Raw genomic sequence first — 14898 nt, 5'->3', positions numbered from 1 at the left:
GGCGTGCGCATGAACGGCAGCGCGCCACTGCTCAACACACGAGGTCGAGGTCGGATCGGCCAGGCGCATCTCTATGGGTATTTGGAATCCGTCGTCGTCTCGGAGCGAGCGGTGATCTCTCGAAGTACTACCCTGGCCGCCTGTAGGTCCGGTGTCGCAAAACCCTCCGTGAACTGGCTATGGAGTGGTGCGAGCAGGTCTCGTGCCTCGACATACCGATCCTGTTCTCTCCACAATCCTGCGAGGCGTGTTGCTGCGCGCAACTCCCAGAGCTTGGCGCCCTGCTGGCGCGCAATTGCCGCGGCATGGCTTAACCGAGCTTGCGCGGCGCTCGCATCGGCGTTCGGCAGCCGTAGCATCAGCTCGCCCATCATCCGGTGCAGCTCGGCCTCGAACCATCGCTCGCCGGTTTCTTCCACGCGGTGCAGCGCCTCGCTAATAATATCCAGGCCCTCGTTCACTGCACCGGACCGGCCGTGGACCTCGGCAAACAGACTTCGGAAATAGGGCACTAGGAAGCCTGCTCCGGTGGCCTGCCACATCGAAAGCCCGTCTCGGATCTGCGCGAGACCGCCCCGAAGATCTCCAGCCTCGGCCAGCGTCCAACCGCGAATGATGATACCGGCTCCGAGGAAGTGTGGGGAATCCTGCTCGGCTGCCAGTGCGATCAGCGCATTCGCCCGATCGCCGGCCTCGTCGTGATTCTGGCAAAGCTGCGACAGGATGCAGCCGTACAGTAGGGCATAGCCGAGGGTATTGCGGTGGGACAACTCCTTCGCGCCGCTCAGTGCCTCTCGGCTCCTCGCCTGAGCCTGCTCAGGATAGCCGAGGGCAAACAGTGCCCAGGATAGAACGGAAAGTCCCGCCACACTGGGATCCTGCGCGAACAGGAAGGCAAGCGACCCGTGAGCGGTCGGATCGTAGAGGGCGAGCGTCCGCTCCAAATGGGCGCGCGCAGCTGTCAACTCGCCGCGAAGCAATTCAGCGGTTCCGACGATGCGATTGCCGATGGTTTCGGCGGCAGTATCGTTCTGTGCCTGGGCGCGGCGGAGCAAATCCTCGCCTGCAGTCCGACCGGCCTCGAGCTCCGCCCGTACGACGTGAAAAACCCACTTCCCATAGAGAACGGGAAAGAGCCGCGACGTCTCGCCGAGGCGCTCGCACAGGTCTCGGGCCCGTGCGTTGGTCCGGCCGACCTCCGGTGCGGCCCAGCCCTTTGCCGCCATCAAGGCGACGCCGAGCGCGATTTGCAGCTCGAGCTCCCGCCTCCATCGTGGGGCGTCGTCGGGGAGAGCAGGAATCAAGTCGAGCCCCTTGGTCAATTGCGTGATCGCCTCTGCTGTGGCCGACCGCGCGATCTCTGCTTGTCCCGCCTTCAGCCAATAGTCGATCGCCGGTTCGGCCAATCCTGCCTCCGTGTAGTGATGGGCCAGAAGCTCGGGCTGCGTCTGCACTGTCTCCGGAAAATGCTGCTCGAGCGCGACGGCGATCCGGGCGTGCAAGCGCTGCCGCTTCGCCCGCACCAGGGTCGCATAGGCGGCGTCCCGCACGAGTGCATGCTTGAAGCTGTAGGTCGCTTGAGGCGGCGTGCCGCGCCGGAACACGAGGCCCGAACCGACGAGGTCATCCAACCCCGCCTGCAGGTCGCTCTCCGGAAGCGCCGTCGTCCTCGCGAGCAGTTCATGAGAGAATTCCCGGCCAATCGCAGCCGCGACCTGGGCCACCTCACGAGCGGGGGCCAGCCGGTCGAGCCGGGCCAACAGCGACTCCTGGAGCGTGGTTGGGATGGCCATCGGCGGCAGCGGCCCGGCGAGCGCGTAACGGTCGCCCTCATCGCGGAGCAGGTTGGTCTCCAGCACGGTCCGCGTCAGCTCCTCGACGAACAGCGGCACGCCGTCCGTCTTGGCGACGATCTGATCGAGCACCGCAGGCGGCAGAGCCTTACCACCGCTCAGCCGCGCGACCATTGCTGCGCCCTGCCGGCGGCTCAACCGACTGAGGGTCAGCGAGGTGACGTGGGCATAGCGCGTCCAGCGCGGCACGAACTCGGGCCGGAAGGTGATGAGGACCAGCACCGGGGCGCGCTGCACCCTGTCGGTCAAAAGATCGAGCAGCTCAAGGGAGGTTGGATCTGCCCAGTGCACGTCCTCGTACAGCGCCAGCACGGGCCGGCGCTTTGCGAGACCGAGCACCTGATCGACCAGAACTTCGAGCGTCCGCTCCTTCTGCCGATGCGGGCTCATGTCGAGCGGCGGGTAGCGCGCATCTGTCTCCAGCGACAACAACGCCGCGAGCAGCGAAGCCACCGCGATGACGTGTTCGGTCGATAGCGCAAGCAGCGCCTCGAGTTTGTCGAGCCGGGTTGCAGCGGGATCGTCCGCAGCAAAGCCCGCTGCCCGTTCCAAAAGCCCGATCACCGGATAGAGTGGGCTGGTCTGATGGTGCGGTGAGCAGTAGTGACTCAGAGGCGTATGCGGCTCATGTTCCAGTCGCCCGCGCAGCGCCCGCACGAGGCGTGACTTGCCGATGCCAGGCTCGCCTCCGAGCAGGATCACCTGGCCCTCGCCCTCTTTGGCTCGCTCCCAGTGCTCGAGCAGGAGACCGATCTCGTGGTCGCGACCGACCAGCGGCGTCAGGCCTGCGCCGTGCAACGCCTCGAACCGGCTCTCGGCGGCGCCTTCGCCGACCACACGCCACGCGCGCAGGGGATCGGGAAATCCCTTTAAGATCTGCAGGCCGAGCTCGGCGAGCTCGAACAGGCCGCCAATGAGCTCTCGGGTGCGTGTGGAGATCACCACGGTGTCGGGCTCGGCCAGGGTTTGCAGGCGCGCGGCAAGGTTCGGCGTGTCGCCGACCACCGTCTCCTCGCGCGCCGCGCCTTCGCCGATCAGCTCACCGACAACGACCGGGCCGGTCGCGATGCCGATGCGGACCGCCAGCATCTCACCATGCGCCGATGCCAGACTATGGACCGCCGCGACCGCGGCGAGGCCGGCCCGCACCGCGCGTTCGGCCTCATCTTCGTGGGCGCGCGGATAGCCAAAATAAGCCAGGACACCGTCGCCCATGTACTTCGCGACGTGCCCTTCGAACCTTCCGATCGCGCCCGCCACCGCGTTCTGATAGGTCCGCAGGACTTCGGCCATTTCCTCCGGATCGAGCCGGGCCGCGAGCGCGGTCGAGTCGACAAGGTCGACAAACATCACAGTGAGTTGGCGGCGCTCGGCCTCGGATGCAAGCGAGGCCTTCCAGGAGATAGCAGCGCTCGCGGCGTTGGCGGGAGTCCTCGCCGAAATTGAGCCGTCGCGCAGAGCGGCAATGGCGGCGAGCAGCTTGCGGCGATGACCGATCGAGGCGACGCCGATCCCGATCAAATCCTCAGCCGTGAGGTCCATGAGGACCTCGGCATCGATGTCATGCTCGCGGAACGCCTGTTCATACTGTCCCAGCCCCAGACTGCACAGCCAAGCCATGACGTCCATGGGGGCCTCCCGGCTCTTGTCTCAGCACCAGGTACATCAGCCTACCGCAAAACGGTCTGAGCGAAGCGCGATAAAACGTCACGAACGACTGCGGGAAAACGGCAATTCCTGGGAGCAGGCACTCGAATAGATAACCGCGCGGTGCAACGCTCTCCAGGTCCGGTCCGGCCCTATGGGAGCAAAACCGACGAGATCCACAGACGATCTGGCCAAGAGATCCCCATGCCCGAATGCGGAATTAACTGCCGGAACGTGGGATCGGCTTCTTCGGCTCGGAGCTGGCAATGGTCTCCCGAAGCACTGCGCTGGCAGCCTGCAGATCCGGCGTCCCAAAGCCCTCGGTGAACTGGCTGTAGAGTGGACTCAGCAGGTCGTGCGCCTCACCGCACCGACCCTGTTCTTTCCACGATTGAGCGAGGCGTGTCGCCGCACGCAACTCCCACAGCTTGGCGCCCTGCTGGCGCGCGGTTGCAGCCGCAATGCCGAACCGTGCTCCCGCGGCCCTCGCATCGGCGTTAGGCAGCCGCAGCATCAGCTCGCCTGTCATCCGATGCAGCTCGGCCTCGAACCATCGCTCACCGGTTTCTTCCACTCGGTGCAGCGCCTGTGCGACCAGATCCAAGCCTTCTTCCGCCGCGCCGGAACGGCCGAGCACCTCGGCCTGAAGACCGAGGAAATAAGGCTCATAGAGCCCAGCTCCGGTGGCGCGCCACGCGGGAAGACCCCGCAGAAGTTGCGCGAGCCCTGTCTCCAGCTCACCCGACTGAGTCAAGGCCCATCCCCGGATCACCGTGGCTGCCGCGAGAAAATGCGGAAAGTTCTGCTCCGTCGAGAGCTCGACGAGTGTCTCGGCTCGTTCCTGTGCCTCTCGCCACGCGCCGCGGTACTGCTCGAAGAAGCACGAGAACAACAGGGCGTATCCCAGCGTGTTGAGGTGAGCGAGTTCGCGGGCGGAGTCGAGCGCCTCGCGGCTCCGCGCCCGGGCCTGCTCCGGATAGCCTAGCGCAAACAATGTCCATGAGATCCCCGACAAGGCCGCAACGCGCGGATCCTGCACGTAGAGAAAGGCGAGGGAGCGATGCCGCTCCGGGTCATAGAGAGCGAGCGCCTGCTCCAAATGGCTGCGGGCAGCAGCCACCTCGCCGCGCCAGAAGGAACCGGTCCCGCTGACGCGGTGAGCCACGAGGGTTGCGGAGGTCTCTTGATGGTCCTGTACCCGGCGCAGAAACTCGTCTGCCACTTCGCGCGCCGCTGTGTGCTCGGCGCGTACGCCGTGAAATACCCATTGACCGTAGAGCACGGGCCAGAGTTGGGAAGTGGCCCCGATCTGCTCGCAGAGTTCGCGAGCCCGGGCGTTGGCGCGTCCCGCTTCGGGTGCTGCCCAGCCCTGCGTGGCCATCAGCGCCACGCCCAAGGCTATCTGGAGGTCAAGCTCGCGCCGGCTCCGATCGGCCTCGGGGACACCCTTGAGCAGATTCAAGCCGTTTCGCAACTGCGCCACCGCTTCGGTCATCGCCGAGCGAGCGATCGCTCGTTGCCCCGCCCTCAGCCAATAGTCGATCGCCGGTTCGGCCAGGCCTGCTTCCGTATAATGATGGGCCAGCAGCTCGGGCTGCGCCTGCACTGTCTCCGGAAAATGCTGCTCGAGCGCGGCGGCGATCCGGGCGTGCAAGCGCTGCCGCTTCGCGCGCACCAGCGTCGCATAGGCGGCGTCCTGCACGAGCGCGTGCTTGAAGCTGTAGGTCGCCAGGGGCGGCGTCCCGCGCCGGAACACCAGGCCCGAGCCGACGAGGTCGTCCAACGCAGCCTGTAGTTCGCTCTCTGGAAGCGCCGTCGTCCTCGCGAGCAGTTCATGAGAGAATTCCCGGCCAATCGCGGCCGCGACCTGGGCGACCTCACGGGCCGGAGCCAGCCGTTCGAGGCGGGCCAGCAGCGACTCCTGGAGCGTGGCCGGAATCGCCATCGGCGGCAGCGGTCCCGCGAGCGCGTAGTGGTCGCCCTCATCGCGGAGCAGGTTGGTCTCCAGCACCGTCCGCGTCAGCTCTTCGACGAACAGCGGCACGCCGTCCGTCTTGGCGACGATCTGATCGAGCACCGCAGGAGGTAGCGCCTTGCCACCGCTCAGCCGACCAACGATGGCCGCTCCCTGACGGCGGCTCAATCGGCTGAGGGTCAGCGCGGTGACATGGGCATAGCGTGTCCAGGAGGGCTCGAACTGGGGCCGGAAGGTGATGAGGACGAGCACGGGGGCGCCTTGCACCCGGTCGATCAGGAGATCGAGCAGCTCGAGCGAGGTCGGATCTGCCCAGTGCACGTCCTCGTACAGGGCAAGGACGGGACGGCGTGTTGCGAGGCCCAAGACCTGATCGACTAACACCTCGAGCGTCCGCTCCTTCTGCCGATGCGGGCTCAGGTCGAGCGGCGGGTAGCGCGCACCGGCCTCGAGCGACAGCAATGCCGCGAGCAGCGGGGCCACCACGGGAACATCATCGCTCGATAGCGCAAGCAGCGCCTCGAGCTTGTCGAGCCGCGTCGCGACGAGATCGTCCGCGGGAAATCCTGCCGCCCGCTCCAACAGGCCGATCACCGGATGCAGCGGACTGGTCTGATGGTGCGATGAGCAGTAGTGGCTCAGGGCCGTATGCGGCTCGTTTTCAAGTCGCTCGCGCAGCGCCCGCACGAGGCGTGACTTGCCGATACCAGGCTCGCCCGCCAGCAGCACCACCTGGCCCTCCCCCTCTTTGGCGCGCTCCCACTGCTCGAGCAGGAGACCGATCTCGTGGTCGCGACCGACCAGCGGCGTCAGGCCTGCGCCGTGCAACGCCTCGAACCGGCTCTCGGCGGCGCCTTCGCCGACCACACGCCATGCACGCAGGGGATCGGGAAATCCCTTTAGGATCTGCAGGCCGAGCTCGGCGAGCTCGAACAGGCCGCCAATGAGCTCTCGGGTGCGTGTGGAGATCACCACGGTGTCGGGCTCGGCCAGGGTTTGCAGGCGCGCGGCAAGGTTCGGCGTGTCGCCGACCACCGTCTCCTCGCGCGCCGCGCCTTCGCCGATCAGCTCACCGACAACGACCGGGCCGGTCGCGATGCCGATGCGGACCGCCAGCATCTCGCCATGCGCCGATGCCAGACTATGGACCGCCGCGACCGCGGCGAGGCCGGCCCGCACCGCGCGTTCGGCCTCATCTTCGTGGGCGCGCGGATAGCCAAAATAGGCCAGGACACCGTCGCCCATGTACTTCGCGACATGCCCTTCGAACCTTCCGATCGCGCCCGTCACCGCGTTCTGATAGGTCCGCAGGACTTCGGCCATTTCCTCCGGGTCGAGCCGGGCCGCGAGCGCGGTCGAGTCGACAAGGTCGACAAACATCACAGTGAGTTGGCGGCGCTCGGCCTCGGGTGCAAGCGAAGCGTTTCCGGGGGTGATGGTAGGGAGGGGCGCAATGGTAGTAGCCGACATTGAACCGGCGGGCAGGGCAGCAATGGCGGCGAGCAGCTTGCGGCGATGGCCGATCGAGACGACCCCAAGACCGATCAGATCCTCCGCCGTGAGGTCCATGAGGACCTCGGCATCAATGTCGTTCTCCCGGAACGCCTGCTCGTACTGTCCCAGCCCCAGACCGCACAGCCAGGCCCCGATATCCATGGGCTCCTCCCGGCTCTCGTCTTCAGCGCTAAGGTGCTCCAGTCTAGCTCAAGATGGCGTGCGCTGCGCGATGAAACGTCAAGATACGAACTCCGAGCAAGAACAACTTCTGGCCCAGGCCGGACTCGAGGCGAGTTGCGCCAAAGCGCTGCGTTCGGGGGCGGAGCACCACGGACGAAGCCGCGCAAGCTACACGGTCGGCCGACGTCCTGGACGCGTCCAGCCCTCCCGCTCGGCGAACACCCGACTGACCTCCGCCATGTGCTCCGTGCCCCATGTGCAAAGCGGTACGAGGGCCTGGGCGAGGCTGTGACCCAGCGGGGTGAGGCTATAGTCCACTCGCGGAGGCACCTCCTTGTAGTCGGTCCGCTTCACGAGGCCATCGGCCTCCAGCTCCTTCAGCTGCTGGCTCAGCACCTTGTCGCTGACGTCGCGTATGGCGCGCCGGAGCTCGCCGTAACGGGTCGGTCCGTCCTGAGCGACGAAGTACAGGATCAGCGGCTTCCACTTGCCCGAGACGACCCGCAGGGTCGCGTCGAGGCCGCAGGTGAAGCCGGGCAAAGTCGGCGTGCAACGTTGGACGTCTGCTTCAGCTTGCGCCGGCGGGGAGATGGGGTCTGAACGATCTGACATTTTTTTGGGTACTTACCAAAAGGTGCATACTTGTCGATAGGTGGGTACGCCGCCAGCTCAGTGCAACCTCAATGAAGGGAGCACATCATGAGCAGACTACAAGGCAAGACGGCGGTGGTGACGGGCGGTGGAACCGGTATCGGGCTCGGAGCCGCCAAACGGTTCGTCGATGAGGGCGCATTCGTCTATCTGTTCGGGCGAAGGCAGGAGCCGCTCGACGCTGCGCTCGCGCAGCTGGGGTCTTCGGCGCGCGCAGTCAAGGGATCGGTCACCGACTTGTCCGACCTCGACCGGCTGTATGCGACGGTGAAAGCCGAACGCGGCAACGTCGACGTCCTGTTCGCCAATGCCGGGACCGGCGCGTTTGCGCCGCTCGGCCAGATCACGGTCGAGCATTACGACCAGATCTTCGACGTCAACGTGAAAGGGTTGGTGTTCACCGTGCAGAAAGCCCTGCCGCTGATGCGCAGGGGATCGTCGATCATCTTGACCGGATCGAGCACGGGCGTGATGGGGACGCCGCAATTCAGCATCTACAGCGCGACCAAGGCGGCGATCCGCAATCTCGCGCGCAGCTGGGCGCAGGACCTGCGCGGCACGGGCATCCGCGTCAACGTGCTGTCGCCGGGGCCGACCAAGACGGAGCTGGCGCTGGAGGTCGTGGGCGAGGAAGCATTCGATGCACTCGGCAGCGCCACGCCCATCGGGCGCGTCGGTGACCCCAGCGAGACCGGAGCAGTGGCCGCATTCCTGGCGTCCGCGGACAGCAGCTACATGACCGGCGGCGAGGTCTTCGTCGACGGCGGCTTGGCGCAGGTCTGAGACTTTTTGAGCAAGAGGGCTTCGATCCGCGGGATCGAAGCCCTCGATGCTCTGCGTGCCTAATTCAGATCCCCAGCAGCTTCCGCGCGTTCGCCTTCAGCACCTTCGGCCGGATCTCGTCGCGGATCTCGATCTTGGCGAAATCCGACAGCCAGCGGTCCGGCGTGATCACCGGCCAGTCCGAGCCGAACAGCATCTTGTCCTGCAGAATCGAGTTGATGTAGCGCACCAGGATCGGCGGGAAATATTTCGGCGACCAGCCCGACAGGTCGATGTAGACGTTCGGCTTGTGGGTCGCGACCGAGAGCGCCTCTTCCTGCCAGGGGAAAGAGGGGTGGGCGAGGATGATCTTGAGGTCGGGGAAATCGGCCGCGACGTCGTCCATGTACATCGGGTTGGAATATTTCAGCCGCATGCCCATGCCGCCCGGCATGCCGGAGCCGACGCCGGTCTGGCCGGTGTGAAACAGCGCGATCGCGCCGCCATTGTTGATCTCTTCGTAGAGCGGGTAGGCCATGCGGTCGTTGGCGTAGAAGCCCTGCATGGTCGGGTGGAATTTGAAGCCGCGCACGCCGTATTCCTCGATCAGCTTGCGCGCCTCGCGCGCGCCGAGCTTGCCCTTGTGCGGGTCGATCGAGACGAAGGGGATGAGCACGTCGAGATGCTCGGAGGCGATCTCCAGCATCTCCTCGTTCTTGTAGCGGCGGAAGCCGGTCTCGCGCTCGGCATCGACAGGGAAGATCACCGCGGCGATGTTCTTGGAGCGGTAATAGGCGGCGGTCTCCGGCACCGTCGGCGGATGCTTGTGCGGCGACTTGAAATACTCCGCCATCTGCGCCTGGAAATCGTCATAGCCGTCGTCAGGATGGGTGCCGCAGGGCTCCTCGGCATGGGTGTGGATGTCGATCGCGACGACTTTGTCGATATCAGGCAGCTTCAGCTTTGGCATTTGTGTCCTCCCGACGGGTTGCCGAATTGATTATAGTATATAACGAATTTGGCAAGGCGCTGGTGGCGGCGAAAGCGCAGGCCGCGAAAGTCTTTGCCGGGGCTGACCTCCCATGCGCCGGATCGGGCCGATCCGGCCGCTTCTACTGTGCATGGGGTTGTTTTCACGGATTTGCGGGACCGGTGGGGCAGTCAACATTGACATCACCTCCCGCCATGCCTTAAGAACCGCCCCGTCCCGGGCGGCTGGTCCGCCGGCGGGGAAAATCTCATTTTGCCACATTCGCGCGTGCCGAAACGGTAGTGCCGAACACGGCCTTTCGAACGTTCAGGATTCTGCCATGAAGGTCCGTAACTCGCTGAAATCGCTGCGCGGTCGCCATCGCGCCAACCGCCTGGTCCGCCGCAAGGGCCGGGTCTATGTGATCAACAAGGTGCAGCGCCGCTTCAAGGCGCGCCAGGGCTGACCTGAGCGGCTGATCCCCGCTGGGCGCCGCTGCGCGCCCGCAAGACCACGGTCTCACACGAGTTTGACGCCGCCTTTGCTTTGCAAGGGCGGCTTTGCGCGTTTAGACTTTCACCATGGCAGTGAGATTCCGTTTCGCGCGCACCCTGTGTCTGGCCCTCGTGCTGGGAACCGTCGGCCTTGCGCCGGTCGCCCTGGCCCAGCAGGTCGAGCCCCCCGGCAAGCAGAAGAAGCTCCCCGAGGCGCCGTCAAAGCTGCCGAAGGTCGACCGCAGCAAGAATCTCGATTTCCTGTTCGGCGCGCTGAAGGCGGCGCCCGACGAGGCCAGCGCCAAGCATGTCGAGGCGCGGATCTGGGCGATCTGGCTGCAGACCCCGAGCGACACCGCCGCGCTCCTGATGTCACGCGCCAAGACCGCGGTCGATGCGAAGAAGATCGACGTCGCGATCAAGCTCCTGGATTCGGTCATCAAGCTCAGGCCCGATTACATCGAGGCCTGGAACCGGCGTGCCACGCTCTATTACATGCAGAACGACTATGGCCGCTCGCTCGCGGACATCCAGCAAGTGCTGATCCGGGAACCGCGCCATTTCGGCGCGCTCGCCGGTCTTGGCATGATCATGCAGGAGGTCGGTGACGAGAGGCGCGCGCTCGAGGCCTATCGCAAGGCGCTCGCCGTCAATCCGCACCTGGAAAAGATCCCCGATCAGGTCAAGGCGCTGACCGAGAAGGTCGAAGGCCGCGACATCTAGCTATAAGTCGATGATTTCTCGAGCGATCGCGGCCGGCGCGGATTAACCACGATCCGAGCCAAGGCGTCGCAAGGACTATTGCGGGGCCTGTTGCAGGCCTACCTGCATGGCAGGAGCGAAAGCCATGAAGCGTTTGGTGGTCGCAGCTGTATTGCTGCTCGCGTCGGGAACGGTGAGCCTCGCCGACGGACTGTTCTGGGTGGTCGGCAACCGCGCCACCGGCAAATGCACCATCGTGACCAGCAATCCAGTCATCCTCGGCGACATCTGGTTCGGCGACGGTCCCTACAAGTCCAGGGCCGATGCCAAGCTTGCCCGGTCGACGATCCGCGTCTGCCCCCCGGTCACGCCCGAGCAGGAAAAAGAAGAGGACGGGGCGAACTAGCCGGTCCTCAATGCAGGACGCTGCTGCCGCGCTCGACCAGGCCGCGGTCGGCGGCTGCGGCGTAAGCTCTTGCAAGCTCCGCCTCGAGATGCTCGTTGATCAGCAGCAGCGCCCGCACGGCACCGCGCAGGTCGCCGTTGCAGCTCGCGACGATTTCGTCGATTGCAGTGTCGTTCGATCTGAAGCTCATCAAAAATTCTCCGGTTCAAACCAGGACATATCCTGCCGGTCTTTCCCGCATTCCCAAGCTGCGAGGAGGATCGGCGCCCATCCGCGCCTAGATGGCGGAACCGACCGTGGCGATTATATGGAAGCCGCGATGACGCCTGCATGAAGCTGGTCCGAAGCTTGCGTGCCGCTTGGAATAGCTCTGATTTCGTTGAGTTTTCTCGATCGACAATTATGCACATATCCACAGCCCCCTGCATTTTCAGTGGAAGCGCTGACTGCCGGCGGCGAAACTGCCGCCCGATCAGACCCGTAACTGCCCCGTGCCCAGGATCACCCGGATTCTCTCCATGATCGTGATGTCAGTCGTGACGGCGCTGGTTCTGCTGGCGCTGCTCACGCAGGCCGGGGTCGTCGCCGTGCAGCGGGCCTTTCCGCCGCAGGGCCGCATGATCGAGGTCGATGGCGCGACGCTTCATCTCGTCGACATCGGCCCACGCGATTCCGGTCCTCCGATCGTGATGCTGCACGGCGCGAGCTCCAATCTCGAAGCGATGCGGCGGCCGCTCGGCGATCTCCTCGCCAGGGATCACCGCGTGATTCTGATCGACCGTCCCGGCCATGGCTGGAGCACGCGCGCGAGCCGGCAGGATTCGACGCCGCAGATCCAGGCGCGCATGATCGACGAGGCGCTTGGCAAGCTCGGGATCGATCGCGCGGTCTTCGTGGTGCATTCCTGGAGCGGCGCGCTCGGCGCGCGCATCGCGCTCGATCATCCGCACCGCGTTGCGGGTCTCGTGATGCTCGCGCCCGTCACGCATCCCTGGCGCGGCGGCGTCGGGCGCTACAACGAGATCATCGCAACGCCAGTCATCGGCCCGCTGCTCGCCTACACGATCACCCTGCCGCTCGGCTATTTCGTCACCGAAGCCGGGGCCCGCAACGTGTTCCTGCCGCAGACGATGCCGGACGGATTCGTGCAGGACTCCGCGACGCCGCTCTTGCTGCGCCCGCGCGAGTTCATCGCCAATGCCTATGATCTGGTGACGCTGAAGGAGTCGGTTGCCGCGCAAGTCGCGCGCTATGGCGAGATCAATGCGCCGGTCACGATCATCGCGGGCGAGCCCGACAAGACGGTGAGAACCAGCATCCACGCGCGCCCGTTCGCCGCGGCGGTGCCAAATGCAAAGCTGATCGTGCTGCCCGATCTCGGCCACATGGTGCAGAACGCCGTGCCGGATCTCGTGAAGGCGGAGATCGAGACGATGATCGGAAACATCGCCCCGGCGCAGGCGGCCGCCGACTAAAGCGTTTCGAGCGAAGTGGAAACCGGTTCGCGGGAAGAAAACGCGTCAAAGTAAGAAAGCTAGAGCTTCGATTCTGATCCAATCAGAACCGAAGCTCAGCGGCGGCCTCTTGCGCGCTTACTGCTTGGTCTTTCCGTCCTTGTCGTATTGGGCAAGGAAGGCCCAGAGATTGTTGATCTCGGTCTCGTTCTTGATGCCGGCGAACGCCATCTTGGTGCCGGGGATCTTGGCCTTGGGGTCCTTGATGTATTCCTTGAACGTGGCCTCGTCCCAGGTGATGCCGGAATTCTTGTTCGCGTCCGAGTAGCTATAGCCCTCTACCGTGCCCGACTTGCGGCCGTTGAGGCCGTTGAGCTCGGGGCCGACCTTGTTCTTGGCGCCTTCGCCGATCGCGTGGCAGGCCAGGCACTTGTTGAACGATGTCTTGCCGGCCGCGACATCCTGCGCCATCGCGGCAGGTGCGGTGGCAATGACGGTGAGGATCGTCAGCGCGCCGAAAGTCAGTTTTGTCATAAGTGTGCTCTTCGTCTCTTCCCGGGTCAGATGGAGGGTCGTGGTTTTGGCAGGTCCGTTGCAAGGGGACAAGCCGCGAAACTTTGACAGGTTTCCTGCTAGCAGACTTGCCCCAGAGAGAACTTGCGCTGCAACAAAGCAATGGGACCTTCGGAGGACCTACCCAAGGACGGCAAGACATGATTGATTTGCCGAGACAATTCCATCCGTCGGACGAGGGCTTCTTAAAATGGCCATCATGATGCCCGCCAGCGACCAGGGCGTGCTGGCGCGTCGCAGCGAAATCGCCGCCGCCTTGCGCGCCATCGTGCCGGGCGAGGGCGTGATTGATACGCCTGCCGAAATGCGGGCCTATGAATCCGACGGGCTGACCGCCTATCGGCAGCCGCCGATGGTCGTGGTGTTGCCGGATACGACCGAGCAGGTCTCGCTCATCCTGAAATATTGCGCCGCGCAGGGCATCAAGGTGGTGCCGCGCGGCTCCGGCACCTCGCTGTCCGGCGGCGCGCTGCCGCTCGAGGACGGCGTGCTGCTCGGCCTCGGCAAGTTCAAGCGCATCCGCGAGATCGATTTCGACAACCGCGTCGTCGTCACCGAGCCAGGCGTCACCAATCTCGCCATCAGCCAGGCGGTCGCGCATGCCGGCTTCTATTACGCGCCGGATCCGTCCTCCCAGATCGCCTGCTCGATCGGCGGCAACGTGGCTGAAAATTCCGGCGGCGTGCATTGCCTGAAATACGGCATGACCACCAACAACGTGCTCGGCTGCGAGATCGTGCTGATGAGCGGCGAGATCCTGCGCATCGGCGGCAAGGGGTGCGAGAATCCCGGCTATGACCTGATGGGCGTCATCACCGGATCCGAAGGCCTGCTTGGCGTCATCACCGAGATCACGGTGCGCATCCTGCAGAAGCCGGAGACGGCGCGCGCGCTGATGGTCGGCTTCGCGCAAGTCGAGGCGGCCGGCGAATGCGTCGCGCGCATCATCGGCGCTGGCATCATCCCGGGCGGCATGGAGATGATGGACAAGCCCGCGATCCACGCCGCGGAGGCCTTCGTCCATGCCGGCTATCCGCTCGATGTCGACGCGCTGCTCATCATCGAGCTCGACGGGCCCAAGATCGAGGTCGACGAGCTGATCACGCGGGTCGAGACCATCGCACGAGGCTGCGGCTCGGTGACGCTGCAGATTTCCAATTCCGAGGCCGAGCGCAACCTGTTCTGGGCCGGCCGCAAGGCAGCGTTCCCGGCGGTGGGCCGCATCTCGCCCGATTATCTCTGCATGGACGGTACGATCCCGCGCGGCGCGCTGCCGAAGGCGCTCGCGCGTATCCGCGAGCTCGGCGAAAAATACCAGCTCGGCTGTGCCAACGTGTTCCACGCCGGCGACGGCAATCTGCACCCCTTGATCCTCTACGATGCCAACAAGCCCGGCGAGATCGAGCGCGCCGAAGCTTTTGGTGCCGACATCCTGCGCGCCTGCGTCGAGTTCGGCGGCGTGCTCACCGGCGAGCACGGTGTCGGCATCGAGAAGCGCGATCTGATGCCCGACATGTTCAGCGAAATCGACCTCAACCAGCAGCAGCGCCTGAAATGCGCCTTCGACGCGCAGGGCCTGCTCAATCCCGGAAAAGTATTTCCGACCCTGCACCGCTGCGCCGAGCTCGGCCGCATGCATGTCCACGCGGGCAAGCTGGCGTTCCCGGATTTGCCGCGGTTTTAGATCCGCGATGAACGAATTGCTTTCCTTTGTGAACTTCGATACCGGCTCAG

General features: G+C 65.0%; 12 protein-coding genes. 6 read left to right on the top strand and 6 right to left on the bottom strand.

Annotated elements, in window-relative coordinates; all coding sequences use genetic code 11:
* Positions 1-71: 71 nt before the first annotated feature.
* The 3 genes from N2602_RS35685 to N2602_RS35675 form a co-directional block, all read right to left on the bottom strand.
* The gene (locus tag N2602_RS35685; RefSeq protein WP_260381031.1) at positions 72-3482 is read right to left on the bottom strand and encodes an AAA family ATPase; all 3411 of its coding nucleotides are present in this window, start codon (positions 3480-3482) and stop codon (positions 72-74) included.
* 238 nt (positions 3483-3720) lie between these two features.
* Positions 3721-7131: an AAA family ATPase gene (locus N2602_RS35680; protein ID WP_260381030.1), complete on the bottom strand. Its 3411-nt coding sequence runs from the start codon at positions 7129-7131 to the stop codon at positions 3721-3723.
* A gap of 189 nt (positions 7132-7320) precedes the next feature.
* The gene (locus N2602_RS35675) at positions 7321-7692 is read right to left on the bottom strand and encodes a helix-turn-helix domain-containing protein (protein ID WP_260383796.1); all 372 of its coding nucleotides are present in this window, start codon (positions 7690-7692) and stop codon (positions 7321-7323) included.
* Between the two features lie 159 nt (positions 7693-7851).
* On the opposite strand from N2602_RS35675, the gene N2602_RS35670 reads away from it, so the two are divergent.
* On the top strand, positions 7852-8586 hold the full coding sequence (locus N2602_RS35670; protein ID WP_212259311.1) for an SDR family NAD(P)-dependent oxidoreductase: 735 nt from the start codon (positions 7852-7854) through the stop codon (positions 8584-8586).
* A gap of 64 nt (positions 8587-8650) precedes the next feature.
* Here N2602_RS35670 and N2602_RS35665 read toward each other — a convergent pair whose 3' ends face one another.
* The gene (locus N2602_RS35665) at positions 8651-9535 is read right to left on the bottom strand and encodes an amidohydrolase family protein (protein WP_036021159.1); all 885 of its coding nucleotides are present in this window, start codon (positions 9533-9535) and stop codon (positions 8651-8653) included.
* 340 nt (positions 9536-9875) lie between these two features.
* Between N2602_RS35665 and ykgO the strand changes: the two genes are divergently transcribed.
* The 3 genes from ykgO (at position 9876) to N2602_RS35650 (ending at position 11137) form a co-directional block, all read left to right on the top strand.
* Positions 9876-10001 carry a type B 50S ribosomal protein L36 gene (gene ykgO / locus N2602_RS35660; protein WP_006611362.1) on the top strand — a complete coding sequence of 42 codons (126 nt, stop codon included), beginning with the start codon at positions 9876-9878 and terminating at the stop codon, positions 9999-10001.
* A gap of 115 nt (positions 10002-10116) precedes the next feature.
* Positions 10117-10752 carry a tetratricopeptide repeat protein gene (locus N2602_RS35655; RefSeq protein ID WP_212259312.1) on the top strand — a complete coding sequence of 212 codons (636 nt, stop codon included), beginning with the start codon at positions 10117-10119 and terminating at the stop codon, positions 10750-10752.
* A 124-nt stretch (positions 10753-10876) separates the two neighbouring features.
* Positions 10877-11137, top strand: a complete 261-nt coding sequence (locus N2602_RS35650) for a hypothetical protein (RefSeq protein ID WP_260381029.1) — start codon at positions 10877-10879, stop codon at positions 11135-11137.
* A gap of 7 nt (positions 11138-11144) precedes the next feature.
* Here the strand turns inward: N2602_RS35650 and N2602_RS35645 are convergent, their stop codons facing one another.
* Positions 11145-11327: a hypothetical protein gene (locus tag N2602_RS35645; protein WP_172787133.1), complete on the bottom strand. Its 183-nt coding sequence runs from the start codon at positions 11325-11327 to the stop codon at positions 11145-11147.
* Between the two features lie 328 nt (positions 11328-11655).
* Here N2602_RS35645 and N2602_RS35640 point away from each other — a divergent pair, with 328 nt between their 5' ends.
* Positions 11656-12612 carry an alpha/beta fold hydrolase gene (locus tag N2602_RS35640; protein ID WP_212259314.1) on the top strand — a complete coding sequence of 319 codons (957 nt, stop codon included), beginning with the start codon at positions 11656-11658 and terminating at the stop codon, positions 12610-12612.
* A 117-nt stretch (positions 12613-12729) separates the two neighbouring features.
* On the opposite strand, the gene cycA is transcribed toward N2602_RS35640, so the two are convergent.
* Complete coding sequence (gene cycA / locus N2602_RS35635; RefSeq protein ID WP_172787135.1) at positions 12730-13125, bottom strand: cytochrome c-550 CycA; 396 nt, start codon at positions 13123-13125, stop codon at positions 12730-12732.
* Positions 13126-13354: 229 nt separating this feature from the next.
* Between cycA and N2602_RS35630 the strand changes: the two genes are divergently transcribed.
* Positions 13355-14848, top strand: a complete 1494-nt coding sequence (locus tag N2602_RS35630) for an FAD-linked oxidase C-terminal domain-containing protein (RefSeq protein WP_260381028.1) — start codon at positions 13355-13357, stop codon at positions 14846-14848.
* The last annotated feature ends 50 nt before the right edge of the window (positions 14849-14898 follow it).

The sequence above is a fragment of the Bradyrhizobium sp. NC92 genome (assembly GCF_025200865.1).
GTDB lineage: Bacteria > Pseudomonadota > Alphaproteobacteria > Rhizobiales > Xanthobacteraceae > Bradyrhizobium.
The sequence above is the reverse complement of the archived record's forward strand: the minus strand, read 5'-3'. Positions and strand labels throughout refer to the sequence as shown.